Genomic DNA, 19,371 nt, shown 5'->3' on the forward strand with positions numbered 1-19,371 from the left:
TTAAATAATTAAATGCTGTTGAATATTGATGTTTGTGGCTAAGGATGATAATTGAATTTTAAGTGTAAAAATACTGTGAATTATGTACAGATTCTCAGAGAATTAAATGTAATGAAATGAAACTAATAAGGGTTTCTATTCTGTTTTATTGGTTAAAATAATTTACTTACATTTTATTGTATGATTTTAATTGTTTTTATTAATTGCTAATGAATTATCTAGATATTATAAATGACAGAATTAATAGGTTAAAAAACACATAATTCCCTTAATATTTTGTAGCCCGGATAATACAGAGTTAAGGCTATGTAAATTTGGCAAAAATCTGCCAAATAATCCGGGCATGGATTTTTATTATTTTTTTAGACAAAAATCTTACGGTCGATTCGATAGAAAATAATCGTATCTCCCTGATTAAGTCTTTATTTTTCAAAAAGAAATTCTCACCGGTTTACCAAAACCAGACTCTATTCTTGAGCCGACGCAATATTACCGCAAATTCTTTGCTAATCGTTCATTTAAATTATCTGGAGGTAAAGTGAAAGCCTCTTTATTGCGTACTACTAAGAGAATGTGTAGTACCTAATTTTATTTTTCCCTGGTGTTGCGCAGATTTTGTTATCGGGAATAGCACTCGCTTTATTGGCGGTAAAGTTTGTGCAACCCGAAGTACAGTTCGAAACAGTATTCGCTTGATCATTGAGCGATCGGCTGCATTTAGCGCGGCACGTAACGAAATCTCAACGGCCTCATTAGCATATGTCCGCATTTGTTGTTCATAATCTGAAATCGCCTTGATTAAGTTTTCATGACCAGATGCTACGCGAGTTAGCGTCTGTGTGAGTAAAAGTGCGTCTCGAAGCGCTATGTTTGCTCCCATTCCTACCATTGGCGTCATGTTGTGAATAGCGTCGCCAAGTAGAGTGACAGCACTGGAACGCCAGGGTAAGAGATGCTCCATACTGCGTAACGGAATCACAGAGATGTTTTCCATATCACTCTGCTTAATCAGGGTATGCAGGTTTGGATCCCATGAAGCAATATGGGAGCGGATCAGATTACACAGAGATTCAGCAGGAAAATCAGTAATCGCATTCGGATAGCTATTCGTTGCTGTTGCATAGGCCCACATGACAAAATCACCAATTTCTGTCGATGTGGCCTTTACTTGAGTATTGATCGGAGCACGCCATAGGGAGACAAACAACCCTCCAGGCCTTTTAGGCACGATATTGTTGGGTGATCCATCTAGCAAATATTGCGGCAATGAGGCAGCAAGAGCCGGGGTAAGGCGTACACGGCCAACGATGAGGGTGACACCAATATCAAGCCTTTTTATCGCGGGGAGGTACTGCTTGCGTACTTTTGAATTGCTTCCATCTGCACCAATAAGAACATCAACATCTTCGTGACTTCCATCAGTGAAAAAAAGCCTGACTTTACCGTTTTGCATGTGTTCATAACGCTCGAACGTTTTGTTCCATTGAACGGTATCTGAGAGCCCCTCGTTTAGTACTTCTATAAGTTCAGATCTGCTGATTGACATCCGATCTTCGGTAATGATCTGTCCATCCTCCTGATGAATATCTCTCTGAGCTGAGAGAAGAAGACGTAGATGTTCATCATAGAATCTTGTCTGTCCACCAACAGGCTTTGAAATCTTTTTAAAGGTTAGCCAGTTGGTTTCTGGGAGGCATTCCTGCATTGCTTGCTGGCCGAATGTATCGACGTAAATTCCATAACCGGGAAGTATGGATGATGTAGCAGAACCTCGTTCATAGACTTTCACTTTTATTCCGTTTTTGCGCAAGCCATGTGCCAGGCATGCTCCACCAATCCCTGAACCAATTATTCCAACGTTCATTTCTTTTTTCTCCATAAGTAGTACGATGTGATTCTGAAAGAATCATGGTGACTGTAGCTGGCCAGGACCATTTGATCACAGCCATCGGTTGTGTTACTGCTATAGTCTTAATAATAGTATACCGTACCGTTCGGTACCAATAAAAATTTAGGTTTTTTACATGACAAATACACCTAAAGCCCAAACAGATCACAAAAGAACCCGTTCGTACTCTAGAATTTCAGGAGAACGAGTTAACGAGCTGTTAAAGATTGCTGCTCAGGTATTTGCAGAACGGGGTTTTGATGGTGCCAGTATCAATGAGATGGCGAAACGTGCTAATGCTTCGAAGGGAACCTATTATAGTCGATTTCCTTCTAAAGAAGAGCTGTTAGTCGCTGTTGTTAAGCAGAGAATAGAAGAAGTTGAGGGCGGTCTGGACAAGACCATGAATCCCGAGCCAGATATTGGGAAAGCATTAACCATTTTTGCAGAGGAAATTTTCACGGTAATTCTTTCAGAAACAATGATTGCAAATTACCGGGTGGTCACTCTGGAGGCCCAACGTTTTCCGCAATTAGGTAAAATCTATTATGAAAAGGGTGTCAAAAAGATAGTAGATTTTCTTGTCGAATATCTGGTGCGAAAGATGAAGGAGGGAAAATTGAACATAGTAGACCCGAAAATCTCCGCAGAGGTGTTTATCGATGGCATCATTGGAACGCCAAGGCTTAAGGCTACTTTGGGCATTGGTTTACCTACTCCAGAGGAGCAATCTCAGCGAATTGCCATCGCTGTTCAGTCATTTCTCGCTGCATATGGTACTTCCTCATGTGATAGCACTTCTTCATCATGATAGTCGCGCTGTAGTAAACCAGATGTAGTAAATCAGAAATTATTGTTCAGAAATTATCATAGGAATAGCGTTGAATTAAGGGCCTGCCTGTTATCAGGTAGGTCTTTCTGCTGGATTAAGAAAGCGGTTTGAATGCCTTGGATATAGACGAAATGCTTTGGCGTCTTTTTGGCTTGGTTGGTGATGGCTTATTATATTCCCTTTGTAAGTAAATAGTTTACAATGTAAATAACTTGTTGTTTTTCTTTGATTAGAGTTTGAATTTGTCATAATTAAAATTAACTCATGAGAATGTTATGAAGGTGGGTATGTTGATATGGTAAAAAGAGCGATAAAGCCACTGTGTATTTCGGTTATTTGTAGCACATCGATAATAGCTGGATATGCTTTAGCTAATCATCAGAATAGGCTTATTGAAGGTGATATTCAAAATCTGCCAAAAATGCAGCTTGAAAAGATATCTGAGACAACAACACCTGAACAAGTACAAATTCAAACTGCTACAATTTCAGAAACAGAACGCCGTGAGATGCTGCGAAGTTGGATACCAGCACAAATTAAGCCCGTTTTCTTTGATCGATTGGTTAGTTTGTACTCCTCTAACCAGATGCAACCTTTGTGGCAAGATAAACTCGCGGTTCAACGCTTTGAACAACAACTTTCAGAACTGGCTTTGGCTGGGTTTCAGCCGCAATTTGGTCAATGGCTGATTGAACTCAATGATGCTCAATTGAGTCAGATGGGACGTGATCTCATCTTATCGGATGCTATGCTAGGTTATTTACAATTTGTCTCAGATGTCGGCCATCAGGGCCAAAGCTGGCTCTATCGCACTATACCATACAAAATACCATACAAAATTGTATTACCTTCACCAGTCGTTATAGATCAGTGGCAGCAAGCTATTATCGGTCACAATGTGGCCGCTTATGTCGCAGCACTGGCACCACACCATCCTCAATATGAAAATATGCGCAAGGAGATGATGAAACAACTGGCTGATAGTAAACTGTGGCCACAGCTTTCTGACAAAAGTGCGCTAAAACCGGGACAGAGTAGCGCTGATGTCGCTGTGTTGAAGGAAATACTTATTCGTCTTGGTATGTTGAGCGAACTGACAACTCAATCAGATAATATCTATGATCCTGAACTGGTGACTGCGGTAAGAAATTTCCAGCATTGGCAAGGGTTGGCGCCGGATGGTGTAATCGGTAAACGCACAAGAGATTGGCTAAATACTTCGCCTCAAACCAGAGCAGGATTGATGGCGCTTAATATCCAGCGTTTACGTATTATCCCAGGATATGTGTCCACAGGAATTATGGTCAATATTCCCGATTATTCATTGCATTATTATCTTAATGATCAGGAAGTATTGGACTCGAAAGTGATCGTTGGTCGCCCAAGCCGTAAGACACCCATTATGAGTAGTGTGTTGAATAGTGTGGTGATTAATCCTCCCTGGAGTGTGCCAACTAGCCTGGCAAGAAAAGATATCGCACCACGGGCGGTTGATGATCCCGGATATTTTCAACGGCGAGGATACGTTATCTTTTCAAATTGGCGTGCTGATGCCAGTGTCATCGACCCTTACACTATTGATTGGAACGTGATTACGCCTGCTAACTTTCCTTATCGAATATGGCAAGCTCCGGGGCCGACTAATTCATTAGGCCGTTATAAATTTAATATGCCAAATTCTGATGCTATCTATTTGCATGATACGCCGAACCATAACCTGTTTAACAAAGACATTAGAGCGATCAGCTCTGGTTGTGTGCGGGTTAACAAGGCTTCAGAATTAGCAAGTATGTTATTGGAAGATGTAGGTTGGCATCAGAGTAAAGTGAATAATACCCTGAAACAGGGTAATACCGTTTATGTTAACATCCCACAGCGTATTCCAGTTTATTTGCATTATTTAACTGCTTGGGTAGATGAGCAGGGGGTACCTCAGTACCGTACCGATATTTATGACTACGACAATAGTGTGAGACAAGGTACCCAGTTTTTGTCAAAGTTGTTACCTTTACAAAACTAAATGCAACTAATTTTTGTTATTAATTGTCATAGTGACCAGTTGGCCTATTTTTTCTATAATTTGGGTAGATGTTTCTTCATGGATATAATCGATCATAATCGCCGCAAGTGGCTTAGTGCGGGAGCCGCTGCTTTAGGCTTGAGTTTGTTGCCGGGGCATACTTTTGCGACTCTGGCCACTCCACGCCCACGAATTTTACGTTTTGATAACTTACATACGGGTGAAACGATTAAAGCTGAATTTTTTGACGGTTATCGTTACAACAAAGAAGAGCTGGCCCGTTTGGATCATCTGTTTCGAGATTACCGTCAAAATAGAGTTAAGACTATTGATCCTAAATTATTTGATCAGATTTATTTGCTGCAAATGATGATAGGGATTAATAAGCCTGTACAACTCATTTCTGGTTACCGTTCACTGGTAACCAACAATCAGTTGCGCAAGCAAAGTAAAGGCGTGGCTAAACAGAGTTACCATACTCGCGGGCGGGCGATGGATTTTCATATTGAAGGTATTGAGCTTAGTCGTATCTGCAAGGCTGCTCTGAAAATGAAAGCGGGAGGGGTAGGATACTATCCACATAGTAATTTCGTTCATATTGATACAGGTCCCGTCAGGACGTGGTAATCTGGTGAGTAACTATTTTGTTTTGACTATGGAGTAAATGAAATAATGAAATACCAAATTATTCCTGTTACTGCTTTTATGCAGAATTGTACCCTTATTTGGAATGAAGAGAGTAAGGAAGCGGCAATTGTTGATCCGGGTGGTGAAGCAGAAAAACTGATCGCCGAGATAGAACGTCGTGGTCTGAAATTGACTCAGATTTTATTGACTCATGGTCATTTTGACCATGTTGGTGCAACAGCGGAGGTCGCTGAACATTTTAATGTGCCGGTCTACGGGCCACAGCAGGAAGATGCTTTCTGGATCGAAGGCTTGCAAGCTCAAAGCCGGATGTTTGGCATTGAAGAATGTCCATCATTTGAACCTGATCGCTGGTTAAATGAAGGTGATGAGCTGCGGGTGGGGGGCGTTGATTTATCTGTATTGCACTGTCCGGGACATACACCAGGGCATGTTGTGTTTGTGAATCATGTAGATAAGCTGATTTATATGGGAGATGTTCTATTTAAAGGAGGGGTTGGGCGTAGTGACTTTCCACGCGGTAATCACCGGCAGCTAATTAACTCAATTAAAGATAAACTTTTGCCACTTGGTGATGATTATGAATTTATTCCGGGGCACGGACCAATGTCGACGCTAGGTCATGAGCGGCAGACTAATCCATTTTTACAGGATGAAGTACCAGGTTGGTGATGTGGCGTAGCGTTTATATTCAATATAGTGTCAATCTGAGGGCTGGCTGATAGTTGTTTGATGGCAACTATAACTGATTGGAGACTTCAATTAGATTTTGATCCGGATCACGGAAATAAATGGACATAATAGCTCCGTTTACTCCGGTATGTTTAACCGGCCCTTCAAGGATTTCAACTTCATTTTGATGCATCTAATAAGATTAATATCGCAATTGTGTCGGATGTCGAGTCTTTTGAACGATAAAAGCCGCTGAAATTCAGCGACTTTTTCAGAGTAAAGTAAATATAGTAAGGTAAATGTTAACTTAGAGTACTGCAACAATGGCTTCACATAATGGAGCCATGTTTTCCAACGTCAAACCAGCGACGTTAATACGACCGGAACTGACAGCGTATATACCAAATTCCTCACGCAAACGTTCTACTTGTTCTTTTGTCAGCCCACTGAATGAGAACATACCATTTTGGCTAATAATAAAGCTGAAATCCTGTTTTGCCCCTTTTTCCTGCAAGGTATTGACAAACAGTTGACGCATGCGCTGGATACGTTCGCGCATGGTGGTTAGTTCCTGTTCCCAAGCTGCTTTCAGATCTTCATTTGACAAAATGGTAGTGACAACAGATGCACCATGAGCGGGTGGGTTAGAATAGTTCGCACGGATAATCGCTTTTGCCTGGCTGAATGCTTTTTCTGCTGTATCACTGTCACTAGCAACAATAGTACAGGCGCCAACACGTTCATTGTACAGGCCAAAGTTTTTGGAGTAAGAGCTGGCAACGATCAGTTCATTATGATTTTTCGCAAAAATACGTAGGCCTTCTGCATCTTCATTCAGGCCCTTAGCAAACCCTTGATAAGCGAAATCAAAAATAGGCAACCAGCCTTTCTCCGCAGACATTTCTGCCAGCTTAGCCCATTGTGCCGGGGTTGGATCAATGCCCGTCGGATTGTGGCAGCAACCGTGGAACAAAACAACATCACCTGCCTGAGTTTCAGACAAGCTTGCCAGCATGCTTTCGAAATTCAGTGCGTGTTTTTCAGCGTCATAGTATTTATATTCGCAGACTTCCAAGCCGGCGGCGGAAAAAACGTTTTTATGGTTTGGCCAGGTTGGGTTGCTAATCCAAATGCGTTTAGCATTAGTCTGTTTGGCAATGAAATCCGCAGCAATACGTAAAGCACCTGTACCGCCTGGGCTTTGTGCTGTGCGGGCGCGTTTATCTGTGACGACTGGGTGATCTTTGCCAAACAGTAATTCCTGAGTTACGCGGCCAAATTCAGCTAAGCCGCTAATTGGCAGATAATTCTTTGTTGTTTCGTTTTCCAGTAAATATTGTTCAGCTTTTTTAACACTGGTCAGAATAGGGGTTTTTCCTGTTTCATCTTTATAGACACCGATACCAAGGTTAATTTTATTTGTACGAGGATCAGAACGGAAACTATCGGCTAAGCCAAGAATAGGGTCGGCAGGCGCTGCTGTGATTTTCTCAAACATGTTTTTGATTCCAAAACTCAGAGTTAAGCCCAAAAGGGCAGTCAGGGTAACGTCGCTGAAACAGTTTGCCAACTATTTGTCGTAAAAAGAAGATAATCTTGTGAGGCAGTTTGCGGAGTGAGAAAAAGTTGGAATAGTAGAGAGAAAACACAAGACTAAAAAAGCAGCACCTAAGCGCTGCTTTCTCTTAATGATGCTTAACTTGTTCAGCTAAATCTAATTTACCAACGGTAATTAGAATTGGTAAACCATACCTACGCCAACAACGTTGTCAGTGCTGATACCCGTTGCTTTGGTGAATTCATTGCTATCCAGCAGGTTGATTTTGTAATCAACATAGGTAGTCAAGTTTTTGTTGAAGTAGTAGAAAGTACCGACCGAGATATATTTTACGAGATCGTGATTGTCGGATTCTTTCTCGTCATTACCGAGGTCACCGAACAGATTTTTACCTCTGGACTGAACGTATGCCAGAGACGGACGTAAACCGAAGTCGAACTGATATTGGGCGGTCAATTCGATGTTCTGGGTTTTGTTAGCGATACTTTCCCAGTTTACACCGTCAACATTTCCACCGAAACGAGTCATATTACGGGTTTCACCGTACATGGCAGCCAAGTAGATGTTGTTGGCATCGTATTTGGCGCCAATGTTCCATGACTCAGCGCGATCACCCAAGGCAGTAGAGCCAGTAAGTTTGTCTTTTTTCCCTTTTTCCTCAACAATGCTAAAAGCAGTTTTTTGCGCAGAAGTACGAGCAGAATTAGAGTACGAGCCACCGACGCTAATACCGTAACCTACGTCATAAGTTGCAGAGAGACCGTAACCTTCACCATTATCCTTACGATCAGCACGGCTATTAGCCGTGTTGTTGCTGTTCTCACCCTGATATTGCAGAGCAAAGTTCAGGCCATCAACTAAACCGAAGAAATCGGTATTGCGGTAAGTCAACAGACCAGTAGAACGGCCAGTCATGAAGTTATCAGTCTGCGCCATTGAGTCGCCACCGAATACTGGCAACACATCGGTCCAAGCGTTGACATCATAAACCACACCGTAGTTACGGCCATAGTTCATTGAACCGTAGTCGGACAGTTTCAACCCAGCGAAAGCCAGACGAGTTTTAGTTTCTTCGCTAACACCTTCTGCGCGGTTACCTTTGATATTGTATTCCCAACGGCCAAAACCGGTCAGTTGGTCATTAACTTGAGTTTCACCTTTGAAACCCAGACGGGCGAAGGAGTTATCGCCATCTTCGCCGCTTTTGTTGTTAGCGAATTTGTGCTGGACTTCAACTTTACCGTATAGGTCCAGTTTGTTGCCGTCTTTGTTATAAATTTCAGCCGCATTTGCTGCGCCAGCAGCTAACAGAGCTGGGATTACTACTGCAAGAACATTGCGTTTCATCATTATTATTACCCTCATTGGTGTTATTCGGACACCTGCCACTGCCAAAAATAATTCTTTAAAAATCTACGGAACTATTTGTGAGAGTTTAGTGTCGTCTGTTTCGCTGTCAAGTGTTTCATTGGTTGTTATTTTTATCCACTCACAAAATGCTATAAAAAAGAAAATTTAGTAAAAATGTGAAATAAAGTGTTTCAAAATGTAAATGAGAGATTGTTTTTTAATCTCTGGTTGGTCCAGTTGATCAAAAAAGTGAAAAATGACTCGCAATTAGTGGCGGAAGAAAATTACCTGTTGATCTTAATAAAAAGAGTAAAATGTGGTGTTTATTTCATCAATCATATTTCTTATATGTAACTTACTGATATGCTTGTCGATGTGTTGCATATCATTTTTTAACAGATACCTGATAATGATTCTTCTTGGAAGAAGTAGTGCCCACTTTAAGTGAGCACCATAACACGTTAATTGGATTTTCTATTAATCTACCTAATTTATTTCAGACTGTTAGAATTGATATACCAAACCTATACCCACAGCGTTATTCGTATTGACATCGAGATATTTGGTGAAGGGGGTGTCATGTACTAAGTTGATTTTGTAATCAACATAGGCAGACAAATTTTTGTTAAAGTTATAATAAGAACCAATAGAGATATATTTTACCCAGTCTTGATGAGTGAAAAAAGTTGTTCCCCTGGATTGAACATATGCCAGAGATGGGCGCAGACCAGAATCCAACTGATATTGGGCAGTTAATTCGATATTACGAGTTTTTGCAGAGACAACATCTTGGTAGCCGAAAGAGGTCATATTGTGAGTTTCGCCATACATGGCAGCCAGATATAGGTTATTTGCATCATATTTGGCACCAACGTTCCATGCCTCAGCCCTTTCACCACGAGCGACAGAGGTAACGAGCCTTTCATGTGTAATAGGGCGGTCAGCATTGGAGTAGGCTCCTCCTAAGCTGATACCATTACCGATATCATAAGTAACAGAGAGGCCGAAACCGTCACCGTTACTACCACCGTTAGGCTTAATGCGATCTCCGGGTTTATGAAGTGAATTACGGCCGTTTTTGCTGTCTTCGTCGTTCTTACCTTGGTATTGCAGGGCGAAGTTCAGACCATCAACCAGGCCAAAGAAATCCGTATTACGGTAAGTCAGGACACCGGTAGCACGATTAGTCATGTAGGTGTCAGCCTGCGACATGGAGTCAGCACCGAATACTGGCAGTACATCGGTCCAGGCATTGACGTCATAGAGAACACCGTAATTACGACCGTAGTCTAGAGAACCATATTTAGCCAATTTTAGACCAGCGAAGCCCAGACGGGTTTGATTACCTTCGGAATCGTTTGCCTCGGCTTTGTTAGCCTGAATATTGTATTCCCAACGGCCATAACCGGTCAGTTGGTCATTGATTTGGGTTTCACCCCTGAAACCCAGACGAACGTAGCTTGCATCACCATCTTCACTATATATAGGATATGTATCTGATTTTTGGGTAATTTTAGCGAATTGATGACGTACATCAACTTTGCCATAAAAATCCAGTTTATTACCGTTTTTGTTATAAATTTCAGCGGCATTTGCTACACCAGCAGTCAACAGCACTGGGATGACCACGGAAAAGATACTACCCTTCATTATTGTTACCTTCATTTAATTACTATTGTTAATGACCATCATTGGCGTTATTCGGACATCTGTTACTGACAGAAATAATTCCTTTAAGAAACTCGTTGAAATTATTTATGAAAATATCGTGTTGTCCGAGTTGGGGCACAGTCTTTCATTAGCTGTGGATTTTATCTATCATTTAATTGATACAAAGTGACGATTTTTGTAATAAAGTGAAAATAATATATTGCAAAATGTAAATGAAATAGGATTTTTGATCGTGTCTTGAATTGGAAGCATAAAAAAAGCCAGCTTTTGCTGGCTTTATACATAATGATTTTTTAATGTTTGTTTTACGCAATCATTAGAAGTTTGCGCTTCTTGGTGTCCGTGGGAATGGGATGACATCACGTACATTTGATACACCAGTCACGTAAGCAACCAGGCGTTCAAAGCCCAGCCCGAACCCGGCGTGAGGTACGGTGCCATAACGACGCAGATCACGGTACCACCAGTAATCTTCTTTATTAAGCCCCATCTCTTCCATACGCTTATCCAGCATATCCAGACGCTCTTCACGCTGTGAGCCACCGATAATTTCGCCAATGCCTGGTGCAAGTACATCCATTGCCGCGACAGTTTTACCGTCGTCGTTCATTCGCATATAGAAGGCTTTAATATCTTTTGGATAGTTTTTCACGACGACCGGAGCTTGGAAATGTTTCTCTGCCAGATAACGTTCATGTTCCGAAGAAAGGTCAACTCCCCAGAAGACTGGATTTTCAAATTTCTGGCCGCAGTTTTGCAGAATTTCAATGGCACTGGTGTAATCAATCTGAGCAAAGTCAGAATTGATAAATTTTTCCAGGCGGGTGATAACATCTTTATCTACGCGTTCAGCGAAGAATTGCAGATCATCAGCACGCTCTGCCAATGCGGCTTTGAAAACATATTTCAGCATATTTTCAGCTAATGTGGCGGCATCATTGAGGTTAGCGAAGGCGATTTCTGGTTCAAGCATCCAGAATTCTGCCAGATGGCGGCTGGTATTAGAGTTTTCAGCACGAAAAGTCGGGCCGAATGTGTAAACTTTGCTTAATGCACAAGCGTATGCTTCACCGTTCAATTGTCCGGATACGGTCAGAAAAGCTTCGCGGCCGAAGAAATCTTGGTTGAAATCCACTTCACCTTTGTCAGTTAAAGGCAGATTTTGCAGATCCAGCGTAGAGACGCGGAACATTTCGCCAGCACCTTCTGTATCAGCAGCCGTTATCAATGGGGTGGAAACCCAGAAGTAACCATTTTCATGGAAGAAACGGTGTAGTGCTTGAGCAAGGGTATGGCGCATACGAGCAACGGCACCAATCAGGTTGGTACGTGGACGCAGGTGAGCCACTTCGCGCAGGTATTCAATGCTGTGGCGTTTAGCGGCCATGGGATAGGTGTCAGGATCTTCAACCATACCGATCACGACAATTTTCGTCGCTTGCAGTTCAAAGTTCTGCCCTTGACCAAGGGAAGCAACGACTGTTCCTGTTACTTCGACAGAACAACCGGTAGTTAAATGCAGAACTTCATCCTGATAATTGGGCAAATTATTATTAACGACGGCCTGTAATGGATTAAAGCAGGAACCGTCATAGACGGCGAGGAAAGAGATGCCAGCTTTAGAATCTCTCCTTGTACGTATCCAGCCGCGAACGGTGACTTCACTATCAACCGCAACCCGGCCTTGCAGTACGTCGACTACAGGCGCTACGCTCATAGATTTCTCTCTTCTTTATCAGTTCAAGTTTATGAAAATGAATATCCCCACAAGGGGCAACTTATTCTATGTTACTTGCCCTGTTTCAGGAAACAAGGGGAAATCATCAATTTAAACGGTGAAATAGAGGGGAAAGCGCACTTTTCAGATGTGCTGCTGCCTTATCTGCCAGCAGCACAGTGATATTTTTTAATGAAACTTGAGTTAACAAGCTTGTTTAACCTGGGGTATATCAAAAGCGGCGCGTAGCCTGTTAACAAACTCGTTATCTTCACAAATGGTTTTGCCAGGGCTGTCTGAAAGCTTTGCGACTGGTTTGCCATTACACTCGACAAGTTTGATGACGATGTTCAGTGGCTTAACCCCTGGGATATTGCAGGTAAGCTGTGTACCGATACCGAAAATCAGGTTTATTCTGTTGTGGAAATGACGATAGAGCGCTAGTGCTTTTTGGAAGTCTAGGCTGTCAGAGAACACGAGGGTTTTCGTCATTGGGTCGATACCCAGTTTTTGATAGTGGGCGATCGCTTTTTCACCCCATTGAACAGGATCACCCGAATCATGGCGTAAGCCTTGATAATTTTTGGCAAACTGGGCATCAAAGTCCCGCAGAAACGCGTCCATTGTAATGCAGTCAGTCAAGGCAATACCTAATTGGTTAGGATATTCTTTCAGCCAACTCTGTAATGCTTCTCGTTGACTGCTAGCCAGATCCGGGCTGATTTGCTGATGAGCTTGAAACCACTCATGCGCTTGTGTTCCAACAGGAGGGAGCCCAAGCTGTTGTGCAAGTTGGTAATTGCTAGTGCCAATCAGATAAGGGAAATGCTGTTGCAGCTCACTGACGACAGCGTGTTGAACTCGGTGTGAGAAACGACGACGTGTACCGAAATCCATCAGTTTAAAACTGGAGAGATCGATTCCTTTATTTTCAGCATGTTGATAGAACAGTTTGATCAACTTGCGTAGCTGGTTGACTGCATTTTCCACCGCGTTATCTGGTAAGTGATGACGATGAATTAATTCACTGATTAACGCCAGTAATGGGACTTCCCACATAATCACTTCATGCCATAATCCTGAAATATGAATAGCTAATTGGCCGCCATTTGTAACAGAAATATTGACTTGCTGTGGGTTAAAACGAAAGGTTTTTAACCAGCCCAGATAATCAGCCTTGAAAAAAGGCAGACTGGAAAGGTAATTAAATTCAGCATCGGTTAATGCCAGATCAGCCATCATATTAACTTGATGACGTAATTCTGCGGCATATTCACCTAGCAGTTCGTCGCCGCGGCAGCGAAACTCTGCAACAACAGGAATGTGGTTGTAGCGGTGGTATACTGCTTGTTGCATATGAAGTTTATAAGCGTCAGTATCAAGCAGTGATTTAATAATTGGGGTAGCGTCTAGTGTCATAGCGCGTTATGCATCCTCACGGAGCGTATTCGTATTAGCTAAATCGATAAAGTTGGAAGAGTATACCGGGATTATTTTGTTATTGAAGTCACATAACGTCATATAGTTCACCAAAATATCGAAGCTAAAAAGGGTCTTTGGTTAAATGTTATCATGTTATTTGATCATTAAGTGATAACAAGCACCAAAGAGTAAACATATTCCTTACATAACATCATACTCGTTCTTAATGAATGTTAAACGCCAGAAGATGCGTTATTCACTCTTGAAATTCAACCTCTTTCTATGGCAGCGTAAGGCCTAGTATTGAATTAATTCCATCAGGCATGAAACAAAAAGGTTTCTTATGACACAACAGCGACAAGCTAAGTACCGCCGGGATTATCGCGCTCCCGACTATACGATTTCTGATATTGAACTCGATTTTAATCTTGATACCGATAACACGGAAATCACCGCAATCAGCCAGATAAAACGTCTGAGTCACGAAATAACGCCATTAGTGTTGGATGGTGAAGACTTGATACTGAAAAGTCTTCATGTGAATGGTCAACCGTGGGCGCATTACCGTGAACAGGAGGGGGCGCTAGTCATTGAGCAGTTGCCAGCTCAGTTCACTTTGAAAATTGTCAATGAGATCCATCCATCGAAAAATACGGCGCTGGAAGGCTTGTATGTTTCTGGTGATGCACTTTGTACTCAGTGTGAAGCAGAAGGGTTTCGCCACATTACTTATTATCTCGATCGGCCTGATGTATTGGCTCGTTTTACAACACGTATCACAGCCGATAAAGCCAAGTATCCGTATCTGCTTTCAAACGGTAACCGGGTTGAGCAGGGAGAAACCGATGATGGATGTCATTGGGTGAAATGGCAAGATCCATTCCCAAAACCATGTTATCTGTTTGCTCTGGTCGCAGGTGATTTTGATGTATTGCGCGATATTTTTACGACGCGTAGTGGCCGTGAAGTTGCATTGGAGCTGTTTGTTGATCGTGGCAATCTCGATCGCGCTGATTGGGCAATGACTTCCCTAAAAAATGCTATGAAGTGGGATGAAACCCGTTTTGGCCTTGAGTATGACCTCGATATTTATATGATTGTTGCGGTGGATTTCTTTAATATGGGCGCTATGGAAAATAAAGGGCTGAATGTCTTTAACTCCAAATATGTGCTGGCAAAATCTGAAACTGCGACTGATAAAGATTACCTTAATATAGAAGCTGTGATCGGCCACGAATATTTCCATAACTGGACTGGGAATCGTATTACTTGTCGCGATTGGTTCCAACTGAGTTTAAAAGAGGGATTGACGGTATTCCGTGATCAGGAATTTAGCTCTGATCTTGGCTTTCGTTCTGTTAATCGTATTAATAATGTGCGTGTTATGTGTTCGGCACAGTTTGCGGAAGATGCCAGTCCAATGGCCCATCCAATTCGCCCGGATAAAGTGATTGAGATGAATAATTTCTATACCTTGACTGTGTATGAGAAGGGCGCGGAAGTTATCCGTATGATTCATACCCTGCTAGGTGAAGAGCAATTCCAGGCAGGGATGCAGCTTTATATCCATCGTCATGATGGTAGTGCCGCAACATGTGATGATTTTGTTCAGGCAATGGAAGATGCATCAAATGTGGATTTGTCACTTTTCCGTCGCTGGTATAGCCAGTCTGGTACACCAGTATTAACAGTCCGCGATGAATATGATGCAGAAAAGCAGCAATATAAGTTGCATGTCAGCCAGATGACACCAACTACCGCCGATCAAAAAGAGAAGCAGCCTTTACATATTCCCCTGGATATTGAACTTTATGACAGCAAAGGTCATGTGATTCCGTTACGTTATGATGGTCAACCGGTTCACAATGTATTGAATGTGACTAATGCAGAACAGACGTTTGTATTTGATGATGTGCCATCACTGCCGGTTCCCTCTTTATTACGGGAATTCTCAGCACCAGTGAAACTGGATTACAAATTCAGTGATCAGCAATTGGCATTCTTGATGAAACACGCTCGCAATGCGTTTTCACGTTGGGATGCGGCTCAGTCGTTGATGGCAAACTATATCAAACTGAATATTATCCGTTACCAGCAGAAGCAGCCGATCGAACTGCCAATGCATGTGGTGGATGCTTTCCGCGCGGTGTTATTGGATAAAGAGATTGATCCGGCTCTGGCTGCTCATATTCTGGCTTTACCATCAGAGAGTGAGATAGCAGAACTGTTTACGATTATTGATCCTAAAGCGATTCATGAAGTTTTGGATACCATCACCCGTACTTTGGCTCAGGAAATGGCTGATGAATTTGCGGTGGTTTATAACGCTATCAAGATCGGTGCATATCGCGTCGCTCATCAGGATATTGCTAAGCGCTCTCTGCGTAATATCTGTCTATATTATTTGGCTTTTGGTCATCAAGAGCAGGTTGATAAAGTGGTATCAAATCAATATTATCAATCTGACAATATGACTGATGCACTGGCGGCATTATCTGGCGCGGTGCTGGCAGAGTTGCCTTGCTGTGATCAACTCATGGCGGAATTTGATGGTAGATGGTATCAGGACGGCCTGGTGATGGATAAATGGTTTAGCTTACAGGCAAGTAGCCCGGCGGTAGATGTTTTGGCTAATGTACGCCATCTTCTGAATCATCGTTCATTTAGTATGAGTAACCCAAACCGGGTGCGTGCTCTGATTGGGACATTTGTTAACAATCCGGTTGCATTCCATGCTGAAGATGGCAGTGGTTATCAATTCTTGATGGAAATTTTAACTGATCTTAACAGCCGTAACCCACAGGTTGCTTCCCGTTTAATTGAACCGCTGATTCGTCTGAAACGTTATGATGAAAAACGTCAAAACATGATGCGTAGTGCGTTGGAACAGTTAAAAGGATTGGAAAATCTGTCTGGTGATCTGTTTGAAAAAATTACCAAGGCATTAGAAAGCTGATAACTATTTATTGGGTTATCGAGTTATCGAGTTATCGGGCTAATGGTTATTTAGCCCGATATTTTTTCCAATTTATCTTCTGGATAATAAATTTCTTCTTGCAAGCATTGGGTTGGAAGTAAAATGCAGTGGTCAGTATCTTATGGTAAAACTGATATGTGGTTAATTTTTATGTCTCTATGGTATTATCGTTAATTTAAGGGCGGTCAACCAGTAACTTTAGAGGATAAAAGAATGGCTTTACTTACAATGGATACACATACAGCAGTTAAGGCACTCAAAGCGTCTGGTTTTAACGATGAGCAGTCTGAAAAAATCGTTGAAGTTATTACAGAACTGCAAAACATAAGTGTTGTCACCAAAGAAGATCTAACAGTTGCTACTGAGAGCATTAAAACCGATATTGGTACTATAAAAACAGATTTAGATTGGATTAAGAAACTGACATTAGCAGTTGGTATTGCTGTTGTTATTGCGGCATTGAAATACATTTTTATTGGTTGATGCTTGATACCTATAGTATGAAAATTGCTCAAGATATTAAAGAACATCCATTGGTTTGCTCTCCTTTGAGTTGTTCGAGGGAAGCAAAGTATCTTGGGCAAAGAAGTCAACGATTGTAGTCACTAGTGTATTCTTGTTATACCAATGCATTTTCCCGATTCTCACGCGCAACATCTGGGAGAGATTTCTTCTAATTAGCATATTTCTGTAGATTCAGCCCATGTCATTCGGTTACTCTACTTGCCGAAATATTTTTGGGGATTAAAAATGAGTGTTTTTTAGCTCAAAAATCTTCAAATGGTATCTGAGTGTGTATAGAGACATGTGTAGTTTAATGTTTATAAATTAATTAATGGGTTTAGAATTATGTGCTACCCACTAGTCAGGAAAGCGTTGTTCCAGCTTGATCCGGAACGGGCACACGAATTAACCTTCCGCCAGCTCAAGCGTATTACCGGTAGTCCTTTCGAGTTTCTGATCCGCCAGTCAGTTGCGACGAAGCCTGTTACTTGTATGGGCCTGTCATTTAAAAATCCCCTCGGTCTGGCCGCGGGCCTTGATAAAGATGGCGATTGTATTGATGCATTTGGTGCAATGGGATTTGGTTTTATTGAAATTGGCACCGTAACCCCACGCGCTCAGGCAGGAAATGATAAGCCGAGATTATTCCGTATCGTTGAAGCAGAAGGGTTAATTAACCGTATGGGCTTCAATAATCTTGGTGTTGATAACTTGGTAGAGAATGTTAAAAAGGCAAAATATGGCGGAGTTATTGGGATCAATATTGGCAAAAATAAAGATACACCAGTAGAGCATGGAAAAGATGATTATTTAATCTGCATGGATAAAGTCTATCCTCATGCTGGCTATATCACAATTAATATCTCTTCACCTAACACACCTGGCTTAAGAACGCTTCAATACGGCGAAGCGTTGGATGATCTATTATCGGCGATTAAAAATAAACAGAGTGAACTTCAACAAAAATACCAGAAATATGTCCCTGTTGCGGTAAAAATTGCGCCAGATCTTTCTCAAGAAGAGTTGATTCAAATTGCAGATAGTTTAATTCGTCATAATATCGATGGTGCTATTGCAACTAATACAACGTTAGACAAGAGATTAGTTGAAGGGCTTAACTATTGCCAACAAGCTGGTGGGTTAAGTGGTCGGCCGGCCCAGTTGCGTAGTACAGAGATTATTCGTCAGCTCTCTCAGGAATTAAGAGGTAAAATTCCCGTTATCGGTGTTGGTGGAATAGATTCACTTGTCGCCGCCAGAGAAAAAATAGCAGTAGGGGCTTCTTTGATACAGATTTTCTCTGGATTTATCTATCATGGTCCAAAATTAATCAAAGATATCGTCAATCATATCTAGATCTTTCTGTTAATTTATCATTGGGGGTTTATTTTTGCCCCCAACTCGTCTATATTCACTCTGATCGCCTAAATTTTATCTGTATCTTTGCATATCTTTTAATTATGGCAGGATTTATTTTACTGAATAGCGGGCAAGTTATTTACAATCTGTTTGACGATGTAAACTTTCCTGGCATAAAAGGGTAATTCATGAACATTAAACCTGATGATCAATGGCGCTGGTATTTTGATGCTGACCATGACCGTGTAATGCTCGATCTGTCTAATGGTATGGTTTTTCGTTCCTGTTTTCCTGCTAAGATGCTGATACCCTATGCAATGGGAGAAACTTCATTTTCTGTAGAAGATGCGACGCTTTATTATTGTTTTGAAGAGCAGACACGCCGAATTAATATTTCAGATGAATCCAGGGCTGAATTAGTTCTTAATGCATTAGTGGCGTTCCGCTTTATTAAGCCACAAATGCCAAGAAGCTGGTATTTTTCTCGTTTTGCCATGATAGAGAAGCCGATACAAGGAGAGCTGATTCAGGTACGGCTCCAGGATTGCGGGACAGATGCTATATTCTTAGTAGTAGAGGCCGGGGATAGTGCGAGCCTTTGTTTGCTAGCTCAATCGCAATTAAAGTTATCCGATCGGGTAATGAATTTTTGTGATCCAATTAAGATTATGAATGATCGATTGATGCCATTTGTGGAACCTATTTATACGCCAATTTATGGCACTGCGATTTGATTTGGGTTTAAGATCCCAT

Annotated in this window: 14 protein-coding genes; 8 read left to right on the forward strand and 6 right to left on the reverse strand. The window is 41.7% G+C overall.

Going from position 1 to position 19,371, the window contains the following annotated elements; all coding sequences use genetic code 11:
- Positions 1-550: 550 nt before the first annotated feature.
- Positions 551-1,864 carry an FAD-dependent oxidoreductase gene (locus AACQ83_RS04700; protein ID WP_112876543.1) on the reverse strand — a complete coding sequence of 438 codons (1,314 nt, stop codon included), beginning with the start codon at positions 1,862-1,864 and terminating at the stop codon, positions 551-553.
- Between the two features lie 160 nt (positions 1,865-2,024).
- Between AACQ83_RS04700 and AACQ83_RS04705 the strand changes: the two genes are divergently transcribed.
- The 4 genes from AACQ83_RS04705 to AACQ83_RS04720 all read left to right on the forward strand — a co-directional run bounded on the left by AACQ83_RS04705 (position 2,025) and on the right by AACQ83_RS04720 (position 6,060).
- Positions 2,025-2,699, forward strand: a complete 675-nt coding sequence (locus AACQ83_RS04705; RefSeq protein WP_112876542.1) for a TetR/AcrR family transcriptional regulator — start codon at positions 2,025-2,027, stop codon at positions 2,697-2,699.
- A 316-nt stretch (positions 2,700-3,015) separates the two neighbouring features.
- Complete coding sequence (ldtD, locus tag AACQ83_RS04710) at positions 3,016-4,740, forward strand: L,D-transpeptidase (protein WP_112876541.1); 1,725 nt, start codon at positions 3,016-3,018, stop codon at positions 4,738-4,740.
- A 78-nt stretch (positions 4,741-4,818) separates the two neighbouring features.
- On the forward strand, positions 4,819-5,367 hold the full coding sequence (locus AACQ83_RS04715) for a YcbK family protein (protein WP_112876540.1): 549 nt from the start codon (positions 4,819-4,821) through the stop codon (positions 5,365-5,367).
- A gap of 45 nt (positions 5,368-5,412) precedes the next feature.
- On the forward strand, positions 5,413-6,060 hold the full coding sequence (locus AACQ83_RS04720; RefSeq protein ID WP_112876539.1) for an MBL fold metallo-hydrolase: 648 nt from the start codon (positions 5,413-5,415) through the stop codon (positions 6,058-6,060).
- A 307-nt stretch (positions 6,061-6,367) separates the two neighbouring features.
- Here AACQ83_RS04720 and AACQ83_RS04730 read toward each other — a convergent pair whose 3' ends face one another.
- The 5 genes from AACQ83_RS04730 to pncB form a co-directional block, all read right to left on the reverse strand.
- On the reverse strand, positions 6,368-7,558 hold the full coding sequence (locus AACQ83_RS04730; RefSeq protein WP_112876538.1) for an amino acid aminotransferase: 1,191 nt from the start codon (positions 7,556-7,558) through the stop codon (positions 6,368-6,370).
- A 234-nt stretch (positions 7,559-7,792) separates the two neighbouring features.
- A complete protein-coding gene (gene ompC / locus AACQ83_RS04735; protein WP_275658138.1) occupies positions 7,793-8,968 on the reverse strand; it encodes a porin OmpC in 1,176 nt (391 codons plus the stop codon).
- A 504-nt stretch (positions 8,969-9,472) separates the two neighbouring features.
- Positions 9,473-10,618, reverse strand: a complete 1,146-nt coding sequence (locus tag AACQ83_RS04740; protein ID WP_112876537.1) for a porin — start codon at positions 10,616-10,618, stop codon at positions 9,473-9,475.
- Between the two features lie 337 nt (positions 10,619-10,955).
- The gene (gene asnS / locus AACQ83_RS04745) at positions 10,956-12,356 is read right to left on the reverse strand and encodes an asparagine--tRNA ligase (protein ID WP_112876536.1); all 1,401 of its coding nucleotides are present in this window, start codon (positions 12,354-12,356) and stop codon (positions 10,956-10,958) included.
- Positions 12,357-12,560: 204 nt separating this feature from the next.
- The gene (gene pncB / locus AACQ83_RS04750; protein ID WP_112876535.1) at positions 12,561-13,775 is read right to left on the reverse strand and encodes a nicotinate phosphoribosyltransferase; all 1,215 of its coding nucleotides are present in this window, start codon (positions 13,773-13,775) and stop codon (positions 12,561-12,563) included.
- A 346-nt stretch (positions 13,776-14,121) separates the two neighbouring features.
- On the opposite strand from pncB, the gene pepN reads away from it, so the two are divergent.
- From pepN to AACQ83_RS04770, 4 genes are all read left to right on the forward strand, one after another.
- Positions 14,122-16,734, forward strand: a complete 2,613-nt coding sequence (pepN, locus tag AACQ83_RS04755) for an aminopeptidase N (protein ID WP_112876534.1) — start codon at positions 14,122-14,124, stop codon at positions 16,732-16,734.
- A 234-nt stretch (positions 16,735-16,968) separates the two neighbouring features.
- A complete protein-coding gene (locus AACQ83_RS04760) occupies positions 16,969-17,238 on the forward strand; it encodes a DUF1640 domain-containing protein (protein WP_112876533.1) in 270 nt (89 codons plus the stop codon).
- 366 nt (positions 17,239-17,604) lie between these two features.
- Positions 17,605-18,615 (forward strand): quinone-dependent dihydroorotate dehydrogenase, encoded by a 1,011-nt coding sequence (gene pyrD / locus AACQ83_RS04765; RefSeq protein WP_112876532.1) that lies wholly within the window; start codon positions 17,605-17,607, stop codon positions 18,613-18,615.
- A 191-nt stretch (positions 18,616-18,806) separates the two neighbouring features.
- Positions 18,807-19,352, forward strand: a complete 546-nt coding sequence (locus AACQ83_RS04770) for a cell division protein ZapC (protein WP_112876531.1) — start codon at positions 18,807-18,809, stop codon at positions 19,350-19,352.
- Positions 19,353-19,371: the final 19 nt, after the last annotated feature.

This window comes from Photorhabdus sp. S10-54, from assembly GCF_963878145.1.
In the GTDB taxonomy this organism is placed as follows: domain Bacteria; phylum Pseudomonadota; class Gammaproteobacteria; order Enterobacterales; family Enterobacteriaceae; genus Photorhabdus; species Photorhabdus kayaii.

What these genes read in the sequence shown, in the direction of transcription:
- ldtD (WP_112876541.1), top strand. Translation starts at nt 3,016, where the DNA reads ATGGTAAAAAGAGCGATAAAGCCACTGTGTATTTCGGTTATTTGTAGC.
- AACQ83_RS04720 (WP_112876539.1), top strand. Translation starts at nt 5,413, where the DNA reads ATGAAATACCAAATTATTCCTGTTACTGCTTTTATGCAGAATTGTACC.
- AACQ83_RS04770 (WP_112876531.1), top strand. Translation starts at nt 18,807, where the DNA reads ATGAACATTAAACCTGATGATCAATGGCGCTGGTATTTTGATGCTGAC.
- pepN (WP_112876534.1), top strand. Translation starts at nt 14,122, where the DNA reads ATGACACAACAGCGACAAGCTAAGTACCGCCGGGATTATCGCGCTCCC.
- asnS (WP_112876536.1), bottom strand. Translation starts at nt 12,356, where the DNA reads ATGAGCGTAGCGCCTGTAGTCGACGTACTGCAAGGCCGGGTTGCGGTT.
- AACQ83_RS04705 (WP_112876542.1), top strand. Translation starts at nt 2,025, where the DNA reads ATGACAAATACACCTAAAGCCCAAACAGATCACAAAAGAACCCGTTCG.
- ompC (WP_275658138.1), bottom strand. Translation starts at nt 8,968, where the DNA reads ATGATGAAACGCAATGTTCTTGCAGTAGTAATCCCAGCTCTGTTAGCT.
- AACQ83_RS04740 (WP_112876537.1), bottom strand. Translation starts at nt 10,618, where the DNA reads ATGAAGGGTAGTATCTTTTCCGTGGTCATCCCAGTGCTGTTGACTGCT.
- pyrD (WP_112876532.1), top strand. Translation starts at nt 17,605, where the DNA reads ATGTGCTACCCACTAGTCAGGAAAGCGTTGTTCCAGCTTGATCCGGAA.
- AACQ83_RS04715 (WP_112876540.1), top strand. Translation starts at nt 4,819, where the DNA reads ATGGATATAATCGATCATAATCGCCGCAAGTGGCTTAGTGCGGGAGCC.
- AACQ83_RS04730 (WP_112876538.1), bottom strand. Translation starts at nt 7,558, where the DNA reads ATGTTTGAGAAAATCACAGCAGCGCCTGCCGACCCTATTCTTGGCTTA.
- AACQ83_RS04700 (WP_112876543.1), bottom strand. Translation starts at nt 1,864, where the DNA reads ATGAACGTTGGAATAATTGGTTCAGGGATTGGTGGAGCATGCCTGGCA.
- pncB (WP_112876535.1), bottom strand. Translation starts at nt 13,775, where the DNA reads ATGACACTAGACGCTACCCCAATTATTAAATCACTGCTTGATACTGAC.
- AACQ83_RS04760 (WP_112876533.1), top strand. Translation starts at nt 16,969, where the DNA reads ATGGCTTTACTTACAATGGATACACATACAGCAGTTAAGGCACTCAAA.